We start from the raw sequence: 22,114 nt of genomic DNA, 5'->3' as shown, positions 1-22,114 counted from the left end.
ATTGCCAACTCTTTTTGTTTTACATTAAACCACAGCGTTTGAAAATTTCGTCGACGTGGCGGATGTGATAGTGATAATCAAAGGCATCATCAATGTCTTCTTTAGAAAGTTTTTCGTTAATTGTTTCACTGGCTTCAACCAATGGCTTGAATTGTTTGTTTTCATCCCAAGCAATCGCAGTAAGTGGTTGAACTGTATCATAAGCAGCTTCTCTAGTCATCCCTGCTTCAACTAATTTCAACATTACACGTTGTGAGTAGATTAGGCCGTTAGTAATGTTTAGATTACTTAGCATTCTTTCTTCGAATACATCTAGATCACGAACGATGTTGTTGAAACGGTGCAACATGTAGTCGATTAAGATAGTAGAATCTGGCAAGATAACACGTTCTGCAGATGAGTGAGAAATGTCTCGTTCATGCCATAATGCAACGTTTTCCATTGCAGTCACAACATGTCCCCTCATTACACGAGCTAATCCACAGATGTTTTCTGAACCAATGGGGTTTCGCTTGTGTGGCATTGCTGATGAACCCTTTTGACCCTTGGCAAAGTGTTCTTCAACTTCATGAATTTCTGAACGTTGTAGTCCACGCACTTCGGTAGCAAATTCTTCTAGACTAGTAGCAATCACACCCAGACATGCAATGTAGTTAGCGTGTAAATCACGTGGTAGCACTTGGCTGGCAACTGATTGAGCACGAAGTCCTAGTTTTTGACATACGTATTGTTCAACGTATGGATCAACGTTAGCAAAAGTACCAACGGCACCTGAAATCTTACCTGCTTCAACATCCTTTGATGCCATGTCAAAACGTTGTAAGTTACGTTTCATTTCTTCATGCCAACGAAGTAACTTCAAACCAAAGGTAGTTGGTTCAGCTTGTACACCGTGAGTACGTCCCATGATAACAGTGTCCTTGTACTTAAGGGCCTTGTTACCGATAGTTTCGATAATTTCTTCGATATCTTTACGAATAATGTTGTTAGCTTGTTTCAAACGGTAACCTTGGGCAGTATCAACGATATCTGTACTGGTCATACCGAAGTGAATCCATTTACTTTCATCACCTAAGTATCTTGAAACATCACGAGTAAATGCTACGACATCATGATGGGTAGTCTTTTCAATTTCTTCAATTTCTTTTTCATCAAAGGTAGCGTTCTTTTGAATCTTAGCTAAATCTTCGGCAGGAATTTCTCCTAACTTAGCCCAAGCTTCGTCAACAGCAACCTCTACAGCTAGCCATGAGGCGTATTGATTATATTTAGACCATACATTTCCCATTTCCGGTCTGGTATAACGATCAATCATCACAATCCATCCTTTCGAATATCTTGCTTTAATATTAACACATAAAATTCGCTTTTTCACTATTATCTTAAAATTAATTATACTTATCGTTCGTTTTTTATTTATTTTCCGAACATTATTTTCTCATTTATACAAATAGTTCTTGATTAATTTTTCCATCATGGTAAAATCTTTCGTGGAGTGTTGAAATACATTCCTCAATACTTAAAGAAATATATGAGGTGAACTTGATGTCATCAATCGTTATTATAGGTAGCCAATGGGGCGACGAAGGAAAGGGTAAAATTACCGACTTTCTAAGTCAAGATGCTGATATGATCGTAAGATATTCTGGCGGAGACAACGCCGGCCATACCATCGTTATTGACAACAAGGAATTTCACTGCCGTTTAATTCCATCCGGAATCTTCTATTCCGATAAGCTAAGTATCATCGGAAACGGAGTTGTAGTTAATCCAGAAACTTTAATTTCTGAAATGGACTATTTAGAAGAAAATGGTTTTGATTATTCTGGACTACGTATCTCAAACAGAGCCCAAGTAATCATGCCATACCACATCTTGTTTGATAAATTACAAGAAGAACAAAAAGAACATAAATTAGGTACCACACACAAGGGAATTGGACCTGCTTATATGGATAAACTAGAACGTATCGGTATTCGAATCGCCGACTTGATTGACGAACATACCTTTGCTGACAAGTTACACCAAGCATTAAACATTAAAAACAACATCTTAGAAAAACTATACGACCAACCTGGTTTTGACTTCGATGAAATCTTTACCAAATACAGTGCATACGCTAAGAAGATTGCACCATTCGTTACTGACACTTCTCTACTAATTAATGAAGCGTTAGATAACGACCAAAAAGTACTATTTGAAGGTGCCCAAGGCGCAATGTTAGATATCGACCATGGAACTTATCCATACGTTACTTCATCCAACCCTACTGCCGGAAATGCAGCTACTGGTACTGGTATCGGTCCTAACCGTATCAACTCAGTCGTTGGTGTATGTAAAGCCTACACTTCACGTGTTGGTGACGGACCTTTCCCAACCGAATTATTCGATGAACGTGCTGATCGTATCCGTGAAGTCGCTCATGAATATGGGGTTGTTACTAAGCGTCCTCGTCGTATTGGTTGGTTAGATGCAGTTGTCCTACAACATGCAGTTCGTACTTCTGGTATCACTCACCTATCACTTAACTGTCTAGATGTACTTTCTGGTTTTGACACCGTTCGTATCTGTACTGGCTACAAATACAATGGTGAATTAATCAAGTACTACCCTGCTAACCTAGACTTCTTAGACAAGTGCGAACCCGTCTTTGAAGACCTACCTGGATGGATGGAAGACATTACTAAGTGCAAGACTGTCGAAGAACTACCCGCTAACGCACAAAATTATCTAAAACGCGTTTCTGAACTAACTGGCGTTGAACTATGTACTTTCGCCGTTGGTCCAGACCGTGAAGCTACTAACATTTTGAAAAACGTTTGGGAAGATCATAAATAAAGTGAGGTCATTATAATGAGAAATTTTGATTACCACAATGTCCAATTATTACCTGAAAAATGTATCATTAAAAGCCGTAGTGAAGCTGATACTTCAGTTCAATTCGGCCCACATAAATTCCAATTGCCTGTTGTTCCCGCAAACATGGAAACAGTTATGGATGAAAACCTAGCTACTTGGATGGCTCAACATGACTACTTCTACGTAATGCACAGATTCCAACCGGAACAACGTCTAGAATTTATTCAAAGCATGCACAAAAAAGGTTTATTTGCTTCAATTAGTGTTGGTATCAAGGATGCTGAATACGACTTTATCGATGAATTAAAATCAGCTAACGCCGTTCCTGAATACACTACTATTGATGTGGCTCATGGTCACTCAGACTTCGTTATCAAGATGATTAAATACATCAAAAAAGAAATCCCAGAAACTTTCCTAATTGTAGGTAACCTTGGTACTCCTGACGCTGTTCGTGAAATCGAAAACGCCGGTGCCGACGCTACTAAGATTGGGATTGGACCTGGTAAAGCATGTATCACTAAGTACAAGACCGGTTTCGGTACCGGTGGTTGGCAACTTTCAGCACTTAAGTGGTGCTCAAAAGCTGCTACCAAGCCAATGATTGCCGACGGTGGTATCCGTACTAACGGTGACCTTTCTAAGTCCATTCGTTTCGGTGCAACCATGATGATGATTGGTTCAGTCTTTGCTGGCCACGTTGAATCACCTGGTGAAATTGTCGAAAAGAATGGTAAGAAATTCAAACAATACTGGGGTTCTGCTTCTGCCAAACAAAAAGGTGAACACCACAACGTTGAAGGCCGTCAATTGTTAATCCCATTCAAAGGAAACATTGAAGATACCCTTCTAGAAATGAAAGAAGATCTACAATCATCAATCTCATACGCTGGTGGAAAAGATTTAATGTCACTACGTAAAGTTAACTACGTTCTACTAGACAGCATTGATGAATCATAGGATGTATATGTATGTAAAAAGACCAACTCGAGGGAGTTGGTCTTTTTGTTAGTTGTCTATTTCAATTCTTTAATTACAAGTCGTCCTTCTACCAATAATTTATGCATTAAATTATTACCGCGATTTTTATTATCTAAAGTTTCACCATATTTTGATAAAAGAGAAAATACGTTATTTTCTACCTTATGCATATCTCTATCTGGATATTCACTATCTTTTCTGTGCTTAGAATAATAAAATTCCAAAATAACATCAGAATTGTATAAATCCAATTTATCGAAAATCGATTGAAAATATGAATAGTCCGCATCGCTTAAAGAATGTCCGAAAAACTTTATGACATCATAAGATTGATCAGCTAAATAAGAAATATCATTATTACTAACACGTTCATTTGTCTCAAACATCATTGCTTTCTTTGTTTTCGACATAATCCTGTATGTTTTTGTAAACATGGGAACGTGTATATCATTTTCTTGTTTTTCATTTGAACTATTATCTATACCAAATATTACGTGATCACTAATAGATCCATGAATATTAAATATATCTTTTAAATTAACTCTATATTCAATATCACTGTTCTTTAAATAGTTTTCATATTCCGTATAATTAAAATTAAGGATATCAACTGGATCCATTCCCACAAGATTATATATGTTTTTTATAACGTTATTTTTGTAATTTTTTCTCTCAACTTCATATTTTAAATAATTGGAAAACATATCCTCTAGCTTATTTAATTCACTGATTAAAAATTCATCAATGTTTATTTGAAGTATAGTTACAAAAAACTCATCTTCTAGGCAATCATAAATATCTTTTTCTGAACAATTACTTTTTTTCTCTTTATCCATTGCATTTGTAACTATTATATCCTTATTTCGTAAAATCTCTTTAAAAATAATCATAAAAAGATTAAAGTTACAAAAACTTTTATTGTTTTCCATAAAACTTTTATCATCTTTTATAAAACATCGTTTTTCTATAGCCAATTTTAACAGTTTGAATTTTCCCATAAAATCCTTTCCCCTGCTAATTTCCATAACATAATCAGATATGGATTTTTCAATACTATTCCAATTTTTTGACATTTCTTGTCTCATGACATGGGGTAAAAGCCAATAACTATAGTCTTCATCCATTAATACTTTTTCTATATGTTCAAAGAATTGAAAGACATTTTCGTCAGAATCATATTTATCTTCAGAATTAACTTTATCTGAGTTTTTATATTTTAAAATATAGTGTCGTTTGATCCATTGCTCTAACCAGTAAAGATCATTACATTGTTTACGTAAATCCTCATTAAAATTTTTCACTGTTTTTTTCCTATCCATTACAAATAATGAATCATATACTCTATCGTAATGATATATATCGTTAATCATTTTATTCTTTTGATTAAAAAAATTTTTATAGTTTGACTTTAGATTGCTTTTTAAATCAAGTCCATTACCTGTTATCAATAATGTTCTAGCCTTCATATTATTCACCCTTTTCATTATTCAAATATTCAGATAAGGCATCATCACACTGCTTTTCAGAATCATTTTTAACGTATAAGATTATGAAGTTTTTTAACTTTGCAATATTTTCTATTATTCTCAAAGTGTCTTCACTTATATCTTTCAAAATTATTAAAAACATGTTTCTCGAAATGAAAGAACATATTTTTAAAATCATTAACATTTCATCTTTATCCAAACTGCAATTTTTAATTTGTTTTGTATCCACTTCAATTAACTTGCATAAACACCTTTTATAAATTCTATAATCAAATACTTTTCTAAAGGAATCAGTTAGTATTTCTTTATCAAATTCCCTTAAATTATTAAATTCGTCTTCCAATTCAACGTCTCTATTTAGCTTTATTTTATAAAGAAGATTTTTCCTTCTATAGTCATATTCGTCATCGTAAACGATTTCATTTTCTTTTGAAGGTTTATCATCATAAGCTGTTTTAATTTTCTCGTTTATTTTTTTATCATCATTAATAAACATTACTTGTTCAGGCATATCACAAGGATAATAAAGTTGTTTACCAATATCACCAACTCTTCTAATCGAGGGTGTTTCTGCTTTGGTAAACAAATCAAAAAAATTCTTCAATATATCGCTGCTTCTATCCGCATTGATTCTGTATAATCCCTTTTTAGAATCCATTCTTTTTTTATTTTCATAATTTTTAGATTGACTAAATAGATAAGTAACATTTTCTTTTCTATGCATTTCACTCAGTGCATAATCAATTTCTTCTTTAGACTTGTCTTCAGTTACGTAGATGTGTTTTGAAAGGTATGAAGTTTCCTTTATATCTTTAATTTTTTTTAGTTCTTCTAACTTTTTTAAAGCTTTTAAATCATCAAGTCCTTCTGATTTAAGCATTTTATAACTTATCTTTCCTTTAGGTTTCAAACATTTAGACAATTCAAATTCATCTGAATCATCGTTCGAAGGGGCTTCTTTTTGACTTTCTTCAAAAAAATTCTTTATTAACGGTTTCTTATGTTTAATAATCTTATATGAAATATTATCTCTAAGTTCACTAATTAGAAATGATAAGTCATTAAAATATCGAAGTATTTCTTTATAATCATCACCAAAAAATGATCTTAAATTATCATAGTATGTATCGCTACCCATTGTATAATATGTGCGTTTAGGATCAGCATTTGCTTTTGCAAAATCATCTTTATTTTCTAGTTTGTCTATTTCTTTTCTTAAATCACTATGACACCATACCTTAATCATACCAATTGCAGTAGTTTTATCTTGAGATTCATCTAAAAGTTTACACTTATATGATATTTGACGATTATAATCTCTATTCTTTCCACCATATTCTCGCCAATCATCTTTTTCAAAAATTAATTTTTTCCCATGTAAGATTACATCAATATTTTCCAATTATAGATTCTCCTTTAAAACAAAAAAGTAGAGTAATTCCAATCTATCAAATAAACATTAACAACTTATTATATAGAATTAATATTTCGAATACAATAAATATACAAGCAAGATTACAATAACTGTAAAATCATCAGTTTTGAATCTTTTAAAATAATTTTTCATGTAAACTTAATTATGATTAAGTATGACTAAACGTTATTGATATTAATGAATTTATTTTCAAAATTAGACAAATAAAAAAGACCAGCTCCAAAGAGTTGATCTTTTTTATTTTTACTTAGTAATCTTACTAACGTACTTGTGATCACTTGTAATTACGCGACCGCCATAAACCTTGTAGTAAGTCTTGTGGTCCTTCTTAACAATCTTGTAGACGTTTAGCATAGTACCTTTGTATTCAACCTTACGACCAGCCTTGTGTAGCTTGATTGTCTTGTAAGCGTAAATCTTGTGAGCCTTTATGCGAATGCGAAATAGCTTCTTAGCTTTAGCCTTCTTAACAACCTTCTTGTGAGCTTTCTTTGCTACCTTCTTCTTAGCGACATGCTTCTTAACTACTTTCTTAGTAGTTTTCTTTTGTGCTACAGAAGTTTGAGATTTTTTAGATGGAAGTGGTGTTCCATCTTGCATAGCTATCATGTATGGTGTGGAATCATGTTCTGCGTAAGATTTATCAATAGCATCAATTTGAGCTTGATTGTCAGATTTAGAATTTTCTAATTCTTGTGCGATTTTCTTATCATCGTCTGTTACACCAGGGGCGTAGCCACTGGTCATTTCACCAGTATCCCATGAGTCAGCATGAGCTACTACGTGTACAGATGCGATAGTTGCACCTGCAGCTAAAGTTGCGACAAACATTGCGAATTTAGAAACGGTTTTTGTGCTTTTCATAATAAAATAATCTCCTTTAGACGATAATCTTTAAAAATATTATTTAAAGTAAGGAATCACTATAAGTCACTTTCCAGAGGAACTATATGATTAGAAATTAAATAAATATATTAGGAAAATTTAATCTGTCATGCCATGACATTTCTATGTACTAGTAGCGAATCAAACAATTAAATAACTTGATTTGATTATACCATAAGAATTTAAATATAAGTATTGATTAAAAAATAAAAAGAGGACTATAATAGTCCTCTCTTTTTTACTTAAAGTATTTAGCTGTCTTATCACTCAAATCAGTAATTGAGCTTAACTTAGCCCTTACCATTGTACGGTTTGGTTCATTTGGTGTACCACTAGCACATGTAATCAACGTTAACGTTGGTTTCTTGTACTTCTTAGTGATGTATTGGGTATCATATTGATCAATCACAGAGACTGAACTGACTTCATACTTGTATACCTTTTTACCGTTGGTGATGTAAATAGCATCCCCTTCAACCACCTTGTGTAATGGACCAAACAAAATCTTTTCGTTGTTCATATGGTGTCCGGCAATCGCATAGTTACCCTTACCTAGTTGTTGGTTCGGTTTCATAGTACCGACACCCGACAATAATTCTTCGTTATCCAAACCATAGTAGACTGGTAGGTTAATTGAAACTGATGGAATGGAAATCTTTCCAATCATTGTGTGCTTGTGGCTAAAGATGGCCTTTGAGATTGATGAAGCACTAACGCTTTCAATCTTTGAAAAGTCAAAGTTGGCATTCTTACTTTTATCTTGTTGAACGATTTTGCCGTTCATTTCACTACTAATCAAATGTTGAATAGCTGAGTTTTCTAGAAATGGCAGACTAACTAGAAAAATTCCAACTACAAGTAGCAATACCCATGTAGCTGTATATAATTTCTTTCTCATGATGATTCCTCACTCATTATTTTATATTTTTATCGTACCATAAAAACGCAAAATTTCGTCATTTGAGGTTCAAGCATTACCAATTTTTAAACAAAAAAGACTGAGTTTCCCCAGTCTCTTTTTAGCTAGTCTTCAATTACCTTTAGTTTGCCGCGGAAATCATCTAGTGAAGTGTATCCCTTAGCTTCCATAATATCAGTTAGCTCTCTTGTGACACGTTCGAAAGTTTGTAGCCCTTCTTCGTATAGTTGAGTCCCGATTGAAACCATCTCAGCACCACACAAGATGTGTGCGAATGCGTCTCGTCCGTTGGTAACTCCACCGGTACCAATAATCTTAATGTCATCGTTTAGACGTTGTCTTAAGCCGCGGACATTGGCTAGAGCAGTTGGTAGGACCATTGATCCACCGACGCCCCCAAATCCACCCTTTGGTTTTAATACGACCGTTTCTGAGTTGGTATCAATCCATAGTCCGTTTCCCACTGAGTTAATGGTATTCACGTGACTTAGTGGGTACTTGTTCAATACTTCGGCAATCATATCGAAATGAACTAAGTCGAAGTAAGGTGGCAACTTAATGCCCAGTGGTTTCTTGTAGAAACTAAATACTTCATGTAGTAAGTCATCAGCAGCTGCAAAATCATAAGCCATTTGAGGTTTACCAATCACGTTGGGACAAGATAGGTTCAATTCAGTCAAACCTTGGTAGTCGTCGTTATCTTGAAGTTTGTGTAGCATCTCCAAGTCTTCTTCCTTTGACATCCCTGCCACTGATACGATGATTGGCTTTTTTTGGTCATGATTATTCAAGTAATCCATGTAGTAGTCGAACCCTTGGTTAGGCAATCCCATTGAGTTAATCGAGCCGTTTGCTAGGCGGTAGTATCGAGGTAATGGATTCCCGAAGCGACTCTTAGGGGTCATACTCTTGGTGACCATGGCGCCCGATACCGGTTCGTTCATTAGTTCGTCTAGTTCTTGTTCGGTCTGACAATGAATTCCTGACGCGTTTAAAAATAGGTTCTTTACTGACATGTTGGCGATTTGTGCTGATAAGTCTACTGACATTTGAATTCCTCCTAAAGTGCGTTGACGGTTAGTGTTTGATCTTCTAGTACTGTTAACAATGATGCGACAGTGTCTAATGCGGTGAACAATGGCACCGCGTTTTCAATCGCTGCAGCTCTGATTTGGGCTTCATCATCGAAGGTTGATTCGGTTGAGTCGATGGTGTTAACGACTAGTCTTAGGTGTTGCTCGTTTAATTCGCTGACCGGATTATTGTCATCGTCTTCTGAGAACTTGTGGATTAAGGCGTTGTCTAAACCATTTTCTTGGAAGAAACGATGGGTGTTTTCAGTCGCTTTAATTTGGAACCCTAATCTTCTGAAACGTTTGGCTAGTTCTAATGCTTCTTGCTTGTCTTCATCGCAGACAGTGAATAAGACATTTCCGGATGTTGGAATGGTAATTCCGGATGCGATGAATGACTTGTATAGCGCCTTGGCGTAGCTGGTGTCTGATCCCATCGCTTCACCGGTAGACTTCATTTCAGGTCCTAGTGTGTTATCGACTAGTGGTAATTTTGAGAAACTAAACACTGGGGATTTCACACTGATGCGGTTAGCTGGTGCGACTACCCCTGACCTGTATCCTAGGTCTGCTAGTTTTTCACCGGCCATGATGCGAGTGGCTAGGTCTGCCATTGGGACGTGGGCAACCTTGGACATGAATGGCACGGTTCTTGAAGCTCTTGGGTTAACTTCGATGACGTAGGCGACGTCGTCTTTGATAACGAATTGGACGTTCATCAATCCCTTGGTGTTTAGTGCCTTGGCTAGTTCAACCGCTGCGGTCTCGATTTGGTCTTGTACACTTTGTGACATGATTTGTGGTGGGTATACGCCCATTGAGTCCCCTGAGTGAATTCCGGCTCTTTCAATATGTTCTAGAATTCCGGGAATGACCACAGTTTCACCGTCTGATACAACATCGACTTCGGCTTCTGAACCTAGTAGGTATTGGTCGATTAGGACTGGGTGGTCGTTGGATGCGTGGACCGCCTTAGTCATGTAACGGTGTAGTTCTTCGTCGTCATGGACGATTTCCATCGCCTTTCCACCTAGTACGTAAGAAGGTCTAATCATGACTGGGTAGCCGATTTGATTAGCAATCTTTAGCGCTTCATCGATGTTTTTGGCGGTATCACCTTGTGGTTGTGGTAACTTCAATTGTTTGATGACTTGGTCGAAGTCGTGACGATCTTCAGCTCGATTAATGTCTTCAACGGTTGTTCCTAAGACCTTCACGCCCGCTTCGTGGAGCGGTTCCGCCAAGTTGATGGCGGTTTGACCACCAAATTGGACAATCACGCCTTCTGGTTTTTCAATGTCGATAACGTTTAGCACATCTTCGATGGTTAGTGGTTCGAAGTATAGCTTGTCTGACATTGAGAAGTCGGTTGAAACTGTTTCTGGATTGGAGTTCATGATGATGGCTTCATAACCTAGTTGTTGTAAGGTTTGCACACCGTGAACTGTGGCATAGTCGAATTCGACCCCTTGACCGATTCTAATTGGGCCAGAACCTAGGACTAGGACTGACTTCTTATCGGATACTTCTGACTCACTGTGTTGACCCCAAGTGCTGTAGAAGTATGGAGTTGCCGCCTTGATTTCACCGGCTGATGTATCCACCATCTTGTAGACTGGTGTGATGGCGTTGTCCTTACGCATTTGGCGAACTGACTTTTCGTCCGTTTTCCATATTTTAGCAATCCATTCGTCTGAGAAACCATAACGTTTGGCCATCTTCAACATTGGAAGTGATTGGTCGGTTGCTAACTCTGTTTCAATTTCAACAATGTGTTGGATTTTATCTAGGAAGAATAAATTGATTTGAGTGCGGGCGTTGATTTGTTCAATGGTAGCCCCTCTTCTGATTAATTCAGCAATCATGAATAGTCGATCATCGGTTGGGCCTTCAATGGTTTGAAGCATGTCGGCGGTGTCGACATTTTCGTATTCGGCTGGGTCAAAGTAGCGTTGGTCGATTTCCAAAGAACGAACTGACTTCAATAAAGATTCTTCGAAGTTTCGACCGATGGCCATGACTTCACCATTAGCTTTCATTTGAGTTCCTAGATGGTTATCTGCTTGTGGGAACTTATCGAATGGCCAGCGTGGAATCTTGGTTACGACGTAATCCAAGGCTGGTTCGAATTGAGCTAGTGTGATTTGAGTGACCGGATTCTTGATTTCGTTTAAGTTAATTCCGACCGCAATCTTGGCGGCAATCTTGGCGATTGGGTATCCGGTCGCCTTTGATGCTAGCGCCGATGAACGTGAGACACGGGGGTTAACTTCGATGATGTAGTACTTCATGGAAGTTGGGCTTAGTGCCATTTGCACGTTACATCCCCCTTCGATGTGAAGGGCTCTGATTATCTTCAATGCGGCGTCACGTAGCATTTCGTATTCGCGGTCAGATAATGTTTGGACCGGCGCGGCGACGATTGAGTCTCCGGTGTGGACCCCGACTGGATCGACGTTTTCCATTGAGCAGACAATCATGGCGTTATCGATTTGGTCTCGCATTACTTCCATTTCGATTTCTTTGTATCCAGCGATTGAGCGTTCTACTAGGACTTGGCTGATTGGTGATAGGCGTAATCCGTTTTCCATGATTTCTTCGAATTCGGCCATGTTGTGTGCGAATCCCCCACCGGTTCCACCTAGTGTGTATGCGGGACGAATGACTAGTGGGAAGCCAATTTCTTTGGCAAAGGCAATTGCGTCTTCCATGTTTTCCACCGTCTTGGACTCAGGAACTGGTTCACCGATTTCTTCCATTAGGTTTTTAAAACGAAGTCTGTCTTCGGCTTCTTCGATGGCGTCTAGCTTGGTACCCAGTAGTTCGACGTTGTATTCGTCTAGGATGTTACTGTCGGCTAGTTCTTTGGCCATGTTCAAACCAGTTTGCCCACCCAATGTTGGTAAGATGGCATCGGGTAATTCCTGGCGGATGATTTTACTGATGAATTCCAATGTGATTGGTTCAACGAAAATCTTGTCGGCGATGGTAGTGTCGGTCATGATAGTCGCCGGATTGGAGTTGATTAGGATAACTTCGTATCCTTCCTCCTTCAAGGATAGACAAGCTTGTGAGCCTGAGTAGTCGAATTCAGCAGCTTGCCCGATGATGATTGGGCCGGATCCAATTACTAAAATCTTATTAATGTCAGTTCGTTTTGCCATCTTAAATCCCCGCTTTCTGGTTATCTTGCATTGCTTTTACAAAGTCGTCAAAGACGTATTCAGCATCGTGTGGTCCAGGTGATGCATCTGGGTGATATTGGACTGAGAATGCCGGTCGATTCTTCAAACGCACTCCTTCAACAGTTCCGTCGTTGATTTCTGTTTGGGTAATTTCTAGGTCAGTTGATGGAATTGATTTAGCGTCGACCGCGTATCCGTGGTTTTGTGAAGTGAAGTAAGTTTGTTCCTTCCCCGCTTCTGCAATCGCGTGGTTGAAACCACGGTGACCAAACTTCATCTTGTAGGTGTTAGCGCCGTTTGCCAAGGCAAATAGTTGGTGTCCTAGACAAATTCCTAGGATGGGTAGTTGTTCTTCTAGTTGACGGATGACTGGTAGAACGTATTCTAGTTCTTTTGGGTCTCCAGGTCCGTTTGATAATAGGATGCCATCTGGATGACTGGATAGAATTTCTTCTGCAGTGCTGGTGGATGGGAAGACGGTCACGTTTAGGTTACGTTTCGCTAGTGAACGTAGGATGGAATCCTTTAGTCCAAAGTCGATTAATGCGACACGCAAACCAGTGTTAGGTGCTTGGTAGACGCTGCTAGTTGAAGCACTTTGTGCGGAGGTGCTTGCTAGCGGTTGGTCGAATGCTGCTTTGATGGTTTCTGGTTTTAAATCATCGACGATGACAGCTTCCATCGAACCTTCGTCGCGTAATTCTTGGGTCAGTGCTCTGGTATCGATTTGTGAAATTCCAGGAAGGTCTTCTAGTTCAGCGTATTGAGTTAGCGTCATGTTGCTACGCCAGTTTCCTACTAGTCGAGCAATTTCGTTTACGACAATGGCTGCAACTGATGGGTGCAAACTTTCCATGTCGTCTCTGTTAACTCCGTAGTTTCCAATTAGCGGGTAGGTAAACACTAGCATTTGCCCATCGTAACTGGCGTCGGTCATGCTTTCTTGGTAACCGGTCATCCCTGTTGAGAAAACCAATTCACCGTGAACTACCTTCTTGGAACCAAATCCGATTCCTTCATAAGTTGATCCATTCTTTAATACTAAGTATCGTTCTTGCATCTATTCCACGCTCCCCTCTTGATATGCGACGTTGCCATCTACTAATGTTAGTTTTGTCTTGCCATATACCTTTTGACCGATGAATGGTGAGTTCTTCCCTTTTGATAAAAAGTCATTGGCGTCGATTTCGTATTCATCATCTAGGTCCATCAAGGTTAAGTCAGCTTGTTGGCCCTCTTCTAACCTGCCCGCAGGTAAGTGGAAGATATCAGCTGGATTCTTGCTCATCCATTTCACTAATGTCTTTAGGTCAACCAATCCTGATTTCACAAAGCTGGTGTACATTAGGCTAAATGCTGTTTCGATACCAACAATGCCGAATGCGGCATCTCTCATTGATCCTGATTTTTCTCTTTCACTGTGTGGCGCATGGTCGGTGGCTACCATGTCGATTGTGCCATCCATTAGACCAGCGATTAGTGCGTGTCTATCTTCTGGACTTCTTAGCGGTGGGTTCATCTTCATCATTGGGTTGTCACTTTCAATCATTGAGTCATCTAGTAGTAGATGATGTGGTGAAACTTCAGCGGTGACGTTAACACCGCGTTGCTTAGCCATTCTAACTAGTTCGACCGATTCCTTGGTTGAGATGTGAGCGACATGGTAATGTACGCCGGTGTCCTTGGCTAGCACCAAGTCTCTGGCTAGTTGTGATGATTCTGATAGTGGTGACATCCCTGGCAAACCCAGTTCGTCTGCTTTGGCCCCCGCGTTCATCACCCCACCGTTGATTAGTGAGTCATCTTCAACATGGGCAACCAATGGTTTATTTAACTTTGCAGCTTCCTTCATGGCAAGATACATGGTTTCAGCATTTTGCACCCCGTGGCCATCATTGGTAAATGCGATGGCGCCCATCTCAGCCATTTGGGTGAAGTCAGTTGGCTTGTATGCGATTAGTTGTTTGGAGATAGCAGCGTATTGGTAGGCATGCACCACACTCTCGCGTTGGTTTAGACTTAATTGTTCTTGTAACTCGTGTGGAGTGTCCACAACTGGTTTGACATTTGGCATTACACAGACGCTGGTGAAGCCACCGTGTGCTGAGGCCTTGCTTCCGGTCTCTGTGGTTTCTTTGTAGGTTAGTCCCGGATCTCTGAAGTGGACGTGGACGTCGACTAGTCCGGGTAGTGCTGTTGCACCGTTTCCGTCAATCACTTGATTGAACTTGTCGCCTAGGTTGGTATCAATAGCCTTGATTTTATTATCTTCGATTAGGATGGATTGTAATTGGTTGTCTACATACACGTTTTTAATTAATGTCTTCATATTCGTCCTCCGCAATTAGGTCTTTACTCTTTAGGATTGATGTTAGGATGGCCATTCTGGCGAACACCCCGTTTTGCATTTGTCGAAAGATTCGAGATTGTGGTGCTTCGACAAGTGAGTCGGCAATTTCGATGTTGCGATTGACCGGCGCCGGATGCATGATGATGGCTTTCTTCTTCATCTTCTTTCCGCGTTCTTCGGTTAAACCAAAGATGTTGGCGTATTCGACGGCGGTAAAGCTTTCGCGCGCATCCTCGTTTAGTCTTTCTAGTTGCACCCTTAACATCATCATGACGTCGACCTTGCCGATGATGGTGTCGATGTTGGTAAACTCACCGAAGTTATCGAAGTCACTTGGGTACCATTCGTCTGGTCCGGCGAAGTATAGCTTGGCGCCAAGTCTTTTCAATATTTCAGCGTTTGATCTTGCGACTCTGGAGTGAAGCAAGTCGCCGACAATGGCAATCTTTAAACCCTTAAACTTATTGAACTCGTCGTAGATGGTAAGTAAATCTAGCAAACTCTGTGATGGATGTTGACCACTACCGTCACCGGCGTTGACCAATGAGGAGTGGATTCTTTCATCGTCGATTAGCGGTTCATACCAGCCGGTGGTCTTATGTCTGATGACCACTCCGTCGGCCCCGATGGCTTGTAATGTCTTGAACGTATCCGATAGAGTTTCACCCTTTTGGACCGAACTATTCTTAGGGTCGATGTTAATCGGTGTGATGCCTAACTTGCGTTCAGCCATTTCAAACGATGTATGAGTTCTCGTACTGTTTTCATAAAACATGTTGGCGAAGTAGACCGGACGCTTTAGTTGTACCAGTTTGCCGTCACGATATTCAATCGATGACCTGATTAGTTCCATGATTTCGTCGTCATTTAACTGATTAAGATCTAAAAAGTGTGTTTGCATGTATCCATCCTCCTAAAAAAGCACCCAACTCGATGGAGTGGGTGCTTGGAATGGTCTGATTGCGTATATTCCAATGCACCCTCTCTGGAGTTGCTTAATTGAAACCAAGATAATAAAAAAGGACTTCCCTGACCATGTCAGAAAAGTCCCTCAATGTCTGTTGTTTACACTGATGGCGTATAGTTTCTACGCATAGGCCTTGTCTGACTCTCTGGTCAATACTTAAAGGCGAATCTCTTTTTATGTTGTTTATAATATATCACACTTCAAAAATATAACAAGTTTAATTTTAAAAACATTCTTAAGATTATTAATATTTCAACAATCTTTAAAATTTATTTGTATAATACGATTTAATAATACTAATAGCTTGGAAGTGACAGAATGAAACCAACAATAAAAACAAAATTTACAATCTTATTTGTATTTAAAATGTCTTTAGTTTCATCTTTAATAATTGTAGGTGCCATAGCGGGACACAGATCGATATTATTTGATATATTTTATTCATTAATATCTTTGCCACTATTATTACTAATAGTATCCAGAATTAAAAACGGCGAGTCGCTTTTAATCATTTCTATAGACATGATTATCTTTGCCGAATTAGCGTGTCTAGGAACTTTTAATTTTCTAAGTTTCTTCAACCCTAAAATATCGATTATTGATTATTATATTACATCATCATTATCTTTCGTTATTCTGTTATTATTATGCTTTTCAATTATTATATCGATGTTTTACTATCATCATACGCAAACCATTAATCCCAATCTAAACAATTTTAGAACTAAATATTTTTTACCAAAAGTCATTTTGGAAATGCTCAAAAATTCATTTACAGTTATTTCTATTATCTATGGTGGAATCAAAATTATGGATGATAATTCAAGCTTCACAAACGCAAATATTAGCTTAGCATTCATTTACTGTATCGAATTACCATTAATTATATTAACCATCATTTCATGGTATGAACTAGTGAAAATCGGTGAAGAAATCACAAACAAAAAAAGACGCCAATAAAGGCGTCTTTTTGTAGATATAAATATCGATTGAATAAATCGGCTAAGATCTTAGTACCAACCGTGTTGTAACCAGAATGACTTAGCGTTATCCCATGAACCGTAACGGGCAGCAACGTATTGGTCAGCAACTCTTTCTTGGTTAGCAGCTGAGTAGTCACCGTGTAGCATAGCAGCACCTAGTTGGTACTTACCATAGTATTGACCGTTTGAGGCAGTGTATGAACCTCCAGATTCACGGTTAGCAATCCATGCTTTAGCAGAACTGCTTGAGCCAGTGTAGCTTGAGCTTTGTGATTGGCTGTAGTTAGTTGTGCTTTGCGCTTGTGTTTGTTGTTGCACTTGAGATTGTGCTTGTTGTTGAGTTTGTGTTACTGATTGTTGTTTAGTAGCACTTTGACTAGTTGTTGAAGCAACAGTCTTTTGATCAGTAGATACAGTTGCACTTGAAGGTAAAGTTAGTTTTTCACCTACGTAGATTAAATCTGTGTTAACACGGTCGTTAACTGCTCTAAGTGAACTTAATGAAACGTTGTATTTTTGTGATAATCCCCATAGAGTATCACCACTTTGAACAGTAACAGTCTTCTTAACTGTTGCCTTAGCTTGTTGTTGTGGTTGTTGTGCAGATGCGTTAGCAGTTTGATCTGCGTTGGCACTTGCTCCACCAGCTACAAATAATCCAGCTACTGCGGCAGTAGCAAATAACATTGACTTCATACTATTTAATTTAACGATAATAATTCACTCCTATAAAAAATCTATAATTCTGTATTTCTGTATCGTCGAAAGTGTTAATCGATTTGATTAACTGTGGTATATACTACATCGTATCCATTACATGCCTATATCATGCACGTTAAAAGATTTGGCTTTTTCGTAACATTGTCGTTACGCTGTAACAATATGACATCAAAAACGACGTACTTCCCGTGGTTGAGCCTTTTTGAACGTTACATACAGCTTAAATTATTCTAAAATTGTTTCTAATCTGGCGAAAAAAATGCTAAAAAGTTTTGAAAAAAGCCTTGCAAACATAAAATTGATCGAAAATGGCTAAAAAAAAAGCGTTGAAAGTAAAACTTTCAACGTCTCTTTTTAATACCAGTTATTGGCAACCCAATGTTGTTTGGCGTTTACCCAAGAACCATATCGGTTAGCAACATATTGTTCTGCGACACGTTCTTGATTAGCTGGTGAGTAATCACCATTAAGGTAACTACTATCTAATTGATATCTACCATAGTAACGACCGTTTTGTGCGGTGTATGAATCGGTAGATTCATGGAAAGAAATCCATGCCTTTGCTTCGGCATTTGCTTTGTTCCATGTTGATTGAGCACTGTATTGTGATTGATTTTGTTTCTTAGAAGTAGAATGATGTTTGTTTGACTTAGTCGAGTGTTGCTTTTGAACCTTCTTATCGTCTTTTGCATCATTATTATTATCTGGAATCACGATTTGATCGCCAGCTAATAAATCATCATCACTATACTTGCCATTAGCATGCTCTAAAACAGACATGAAAACATTGTACTTATCTGACAAGTTTTCTAGTGTATCGCCAGACTTCACAGTCACTACTGTATTCGCGTTGGTATCTACAGTAGCATTTCGGTAAATAGAAAGTAATCCCGCGAACGAGATTGCGATTACAAGAAATAAAACATGAAATTTATATCTAATAACTGAAACACTCCTATATAAAATTAAAAAATAAAAAATTGCGTTTGTTGTTCTTTAACAACGAATGCATATTCTATCTACTTAATATTACATGAGTGTTACATGCACGTTACGTTCATTCGTCAGTTTGTAATATAGTAACATTACTGTAACGTGCTGAAATATAAATGAACACAATGACTAATAACACGGCTTTCTGGTTTTAATAATCGTGTACAATATATAGACAATTTTTGATCAATTTTTGCAAAAAAATTTCGAATTTTTTTCAAAGCTACTCAAATATGTTTCATTTGAAGTGATGTGCAACGTAAAAATCGCAAACAAAAAACCTACCACAAATCGCTTTATGATAGGCTTTTTAACTTTTTCTTAATAGTATTAAATTATTCTAAACATTAGTTAATCTTTATTGTGTTTAATAGCAATTCCTGTGATTGCACTTAAAATTGAGAACACTGGAGATAAGATACTTAGGAATAGGAATGGTGCAAAGTGACTTGCTGGCACACCTAATGTTGCTGAAATAAATGCTCCGGCAACACCCCATGGAATCAAGTAGTTAATTACGGTACCACCATCTTCAATCGCACGACTTAGTGCAACTGGTGCTAATCCAGCTTGGTGGAAGACCTTCTTAAATGCGTTTGCAGGTAAGATTTCTGATAGGAATTGTTCACCAACAAAGACGTTTACCCCAATAGCAGTGAAGATTACGGCGATGATTAACTTAGCATCGCTGTTTAGATGCTTAGTAAGAGGTTGAACAACGGCATCGATGATTCCTAAGTGCATCAATAGTCCACCAAAGGCTAAAGCAATCATGATCAATGCTAGAGTCCCCATCATTGAACTGATCCCCCCTCTTGATAGAAGCAGGTCAACTGACTTATTACCAGTCTTTGATACGAAACCACTAGTGATTAGGTCGTTAATCTTTAGCAGTGAAAGCTTGTGATCTTGAATTCCCATTAATCCGATTGAAACAATGATGTTAATGAATAATGTTGGAATTGTTGGAATGTGACTCCATGCACAGATAAGTAGTAGTGCGATTGGAATAATTGCTAAGAATGAAATGTGGAAGTTGCTGTTCAATACGTTTACTGTCTTGTCAACGTTTGCTAGGTTCGCTTTACCATCACTGTGGTTTAAGAACACGAAGATGATGAATGAACCAATCATGGCAGGAATTGTTGACCACATCAAGTTCTTGATATGAGCAATCAAGTCGGCACCTGATACTGCAGCGGCTAGGTTAACAGTTGCTGATAGTGGTGATGACTTATCACCAAAGACCGCACCTGAGATAACGGCACCGGCAATCATGGCTGGGTTCATGCCCATTGTGATACCAATTCCCATAAAGGCAATCCCTAAAGTAGAGATAACGGTAAACGCGCTACCGATGAATGTACCAACTAAGGCACATACTAGAAAGATTGATGGTAAGAACCAATTGATGTTAATCAAGTGAAAACCAAAAACCATTAGTGAAGGAATGACTCCTGAGGCGATCCAAACACCAATCAATGAACCAATTAATAGGAAGATAAATAATGGAACAATTCCATTTTTAATTCCTGTGACGAATCCTTCGTCGATGTCATCCCATTTGAAACCTTTAAAGCGACCCCAGAATACCAATAACATAATTCCAGTTAGGATTGGCACTTCTGGTGAAATACCTAAACCAATAACACCGAATGACATAATTGCCATCATTACAACTAAAATAATAATTCCCTCAGCCAGAGTGACTGTCGGTTTCTTTTCTTCTTGCATAATATCTCTCCTCAAAATAACGTAAATTTTTTATATAATATATGTAGTCTTTTATTTATTTTGATATCGGATTAATCCTCCGCAGTTAGCAATTCTCATCTTCTCGTCTTCTTTCCATAAAAAAAGTCCCTGTTGTATAAAACAACAGGGACGACTTATTTGTATTTTTACCGTGGTACCACCCAAATTAGCAACCACACGTAGTGGTCACTCACTCTCTAGAAATAACGACTCTAGTTACCGTTCTTGGGTAGACACTATCCAATGTATTTCATCGAGATTAGCCTGATCGGTTCGCAGCAACCACCGACTTCCTGACACCCAGCTAATTCGTTACTTAGTTTGGAATAATTGTTTTGCTTTATTTGATTAAATTAAGATTAGCACTACAGATTTAATCCGTCAACTAAAATTTACATTTCTTCTAGTTTACGGTTAAGATAATGCGCCATCTTTTCCTTTGGATATACTCCAGTCACCTTTTCGACTGCCTTACCGTTTTTGAATAAAACGATGCTTGGTAGTCCCATCACCTTGTATTGTTTTGCTACGTCTTCATTATTGTCGACGTTCATCTTACCAAAGTGAATGTGGTCCCCGAATTCTTCTTCCATTGCTTCAAGCACTGGATCCATAATCTTACATGGACCACACCATGGTGCCCAGAAGTCGATGACGGTCATTTTGTTATCTGTTTCTTGTGCAAGGTTTTCCCTTGTAATTGTTGTTGCCATTTTATTACCTCTTTGCTTTGCGAATAAAATGAATGATGAAGGTTACGATGAATGTAACCAATACGATTAAACCAAAGTGAAGTGGTTCAATTTCAATATCAATCATTGGAATTGAAAGGATTAGCTTCAAAGCAATCACTGCGATTAAGAAGTATGCCATTGTCTTTAATTCTGGGACCTTCTTCATCACTAACATGATGACTTCGGCAATTCCTCTCATACATAGAATTCCGATTAAACCACCCAATAAAACAATTACTGGGTTATCAGAAATTGCTAGAGCGGCTAGGACGGAATCAACGGAGAAGACAATATCCATAAATTCAATTTGCAATACTGTCATCCAAAAACGTTTCCGATTGGATTCGTTGGCAGATTGTTTGAACATGGATTTTTTATGTTTGTCGGAATGGGCAAAATGCGCATAGACTAAGTAGAAAAGATATAATCCACCAACAACCTTTAATTCCCAGATATGAATTAGGAATACTCCTAATCCAATAATGATAAATCTAAAGATGTAAGAACCCCAAAGACCATAGAATAATGATTCTTCTTGTTCCTTCTTAGTTGGTAAAACTTGAGCCTGCGTGGCTAACACCACCGAATTATCAACTGACAGTAAACATTCGATTAATACTAAGGATAAAATTACTATCCATGCATCCTCGGAAAAGATTACGTTATGCCAGTTATTCAAATCGAAAAACGGACCATATAATTTACTTAATAATGGTATCACCTAAAGTCTCCTCTTCTATTTTTATACAATTATATAAGATAAATTTTTGAAAATATAGTTCTAACTA

18 protein-coding genes are annotated in these 22,114 nt (G+C 38.0%); 3 read left to right on the top strand and 15 right to left on the bottom strand.

Annotated features, from left to right (window positions below; all coding sequences use genetic code 11):
- Nucleotides 1-19: 19 nt before the first annotated feature.
- Nucleotides 20-1,315: an adenylosuccinate lyase gene (gene purB / locus RZ55_RS01025; protein ID WP_057175522.1), complete on the bottom strand. Its 1,296-nt coding sequence runs from the start codon at nucleotides 1,313-1,315 to the stop codon at nucleotides 20-22.
- 230 nt (nucleotides 1,316-1,545) lie between these two features.
- On the opposite strand from purB, the gene RZ55_RS01020 reads away from it, so the two are divergent.
- A complete protein-coding gene (locus tag RZ55_RS01020; RefSeq protein WP_057175520.1) occupies nucleotides 1,546-2,838 on the top strand; it encodes an adenylosuccinate synthase in 1,293 nt (430 codons plus the stop codon).
- Between the two features lie 15 nt (nucleotides 2,839-2,853).
- Nucleotides 2,854-3,819, top strand: coding sequence for a GMP reductase (locus tag RZ55_RS01015; protein ID WP_057175519.1), 966 nt, complete (start codon nucleotides 2,854-2,856; stop codon nucleotides 3,817-3,819).
- A gap of 56 nt (nucleotides 3,820-3,875) precedes the next feature.
- Here RZ55_RS01015 and RZ55_RS01010 read toward each other — a convergent pair whose 3' ends face one another.
- The 9 genes from RZ55_RS01010 to RZ55_RS00970 form a co-directional block, all read right to left on the bottom strand.
- Nucleotides 3,876-5,306: an AbiH family protein gene (locus RZ55_RS01010; RefSeq protein WP_057175517.1), complete on the bottom strand. Its 1,431-nt coding sequence runs from the start codon at nucleotides 5,304-5,306 to the stop codon at nucleotides 3,876-3,878.
- Nucleotide 5,307: 1 nt separating this feature from the next.
- Nucleotides 5,308-6,729, bottom strand: a complete 1,422-nt coding sequence (locus tag RZ55_RS01005; protein WP_057175515.1) for a hypothetical protein — start codon at nucleotides 6,727-6,729, stop codon at nucleotides 5,308-5,310.
- A gap of 276 nt (nucleotides 6,730-7,005) precedes the next feature.
- Nucleotides 7,006-7,626, bottom strand: a complete 621-nt coding sequence (locus RZ55_RS01000) for a hypothetical protein (protein ID WP_057175513.1) — start codon at nucleotides 7,624-7,626, stop codon at nucleotides 7,006-7,008.
- Between the two features lie 259 nt (nucleotides 7,627-7,885).
- Nucleotides 7,886-8,545: a class A sortase gene (locus RZ55_RS00995; protein WP_053792406.1), complete on the bottom strand. Its 660-nt coding sequence runs from the start codon at nucleotides 8,543-8,545 to the stop codon at nucleotides 7,886-7,888.
- Between the two features lie 125 nt (nucleotides 8,546-8,670).
- Nucleotides 8,671-9,615 (bottom strand): dihydroorotate oxidase, encoded by a 945-nt coding sequence (locus tag RZ55_RS00990; RefSeq protein WP_057175511.1) that lies wholly within the window; start codon nucleotides 9,613-9,615, stop codon nucleotides 8,671-8,673.
- 11 nt (nucleotides 9,616-9,626) lie between these two features.
- Nucleotides 9,627-12,803, bottom strand: coding sequence for a carbamoyl-phosphate synthase large subunit (gene carB, locus RZ55_RS00985; protein WP_057175509.1), 3,177 nt, complete (start codon nucleotides 12,801-12,803; stop codon nucleotides 9,627-9,629).
- A gap of 1 nt (nucleotide 12,804) precedes the next feature.
- Nucleotides 12,805-13,884, bottom strand: a complete 1,080-nt coding sequence (locus tag RZ55_RS00980; RefSeq protein WP_053792403.1) for a carbamoyl phosphate synthase small subunit — start codon at nucleotides 13,882-13,884, stop codon at nucleotides 12,805-12,807.
- A complete protein-coding gene (locus tag RZ55_RS00975) occupies nucleotides 13,885-15,153 on the bottom strand; it encodes a dihydroorotase (RefSeq protein ID WP_057175507.1) in 1,269 nt (422 codons plus the stop codon).
- Entirely contained in the window at nucleotides 15,137-16,075 is a 939-nt protein-coding gene (locus RZ55_RS00970) for an aspartate carbamoyltransferase catalytic subunit (RefSeq protein WP_057175505.1), read from the bottom strand. The genes RZ55_RS00975 and RZ55_RS00970 overlap by 17 nt, the downstream gene beginning before the upstream one ends.
- Before the next feature lie 876 nt (nucleotides 16,076-16,951).
- On the opposite strand from RZ55_RS00970, the gene RZ55_RS07260 reads away from it, so the two are divergent.
- Nucleotides 16,952-17,101, top strand: coding sequence for a hypothetical protein (locus RZ55_RS07260; RefSeq protein ID WP_155453890.1), 150 nt, complete (start codon nucleotides 16,952-16,954; stop codon nucleotides 17,099-17,101).
- Nucleotides 17,102-17,151: 50 nt separating this feature from the next.
- Here the strand turns inward: RZ55_RS07260 and RZ55_RS00965 are convergent, their stop codons facing one another.
- The 5 genes from RZ55_RS00965 to RZ55_RS00945 form a co-directional block, all read right to left on the bottom strand.
- Entirely contained in the window at nucleotides 17,152-17,811 is a 660-nt protein-coding gene (locus RZ55_RS00965) for a LysM peptidoglycan-binding domain-containing protein (protein ID WP_081034484.1), read from the bottom strand.
- A 387-nt stretch (nucleotides 17,812-18,198) separates the two neighbouring features.
- Nucleotides 18,199-18,681 carry a LysM peptidoglycan-binding domain-containing protein gene (locus RZ55_RS00960; protein ID WP_057175503.1) on the bottom strand — a complete coding sequence of 161 codons (483 nt, stop codon included), beginning with the start codon at nucleotides 18,679-18,681 and terminating at the stop codon, nucleotides 18,199-18,201.
- 507 nt (nucleotides 18,682-19,188) lie between these two features.
- Nucleotides 19,189-20,571, bottom strand: coding sequence for a Na+/H+ antiporter NhaC (nhaC, locus tag RZ55_RS00955; RefSeq protein WP_053792398.1), 1,383 nt, complete (start codon nucleotides 20,569-20,571; stop codon nucleotides 19,189-19,191).
- 413 nt (nucleotides 20,572-20,984) lie between these two features.
- Nucleotides 20,985-21,305: a thioredoxin gene (trxA, locus tag RZ55_RS00950; protein WP_057175501.1), complete on the bottom strand. Its 321-nt coding sequence runs from the start codon at nucleotides 21,303-21,305 to the stop codon at nucleotides 20,985-20,987.
- 4 nt (nucleotides 21,306-21,309) lie between these two features.
- The gene (locus RZ55_RS00945; protein ID WP_057175572.1) at nucleotides 21,310-22,044 is read right to left on the bottom strand and encodes a TerC family protein; all 735 of its coding nucleotides are present in this window, start codon (nucleotides 22,042-22,044) and stop codon (nucleotides 21,310-21,312) included.
- Between the last annotated feature and the right edge of the window lie 70 nt (nucleotides 22,045-22,114).

It is taken from the genome of Apilactobacillus kunkeei, from assembly GCF_001421115.1.
GTDB classification, from domain to species: Bacteria; Bacillota; Bacilli; order Lactobacillales; family Lactobacillaceae; genus Apilactobacillus; species Apilactobacillus kunkeei_F.
The sequence above is the reverse complement of the archived record's forward strand: the minus strand, read 5'-3'. Positions and strand labels throughout refer to the sequence as shown.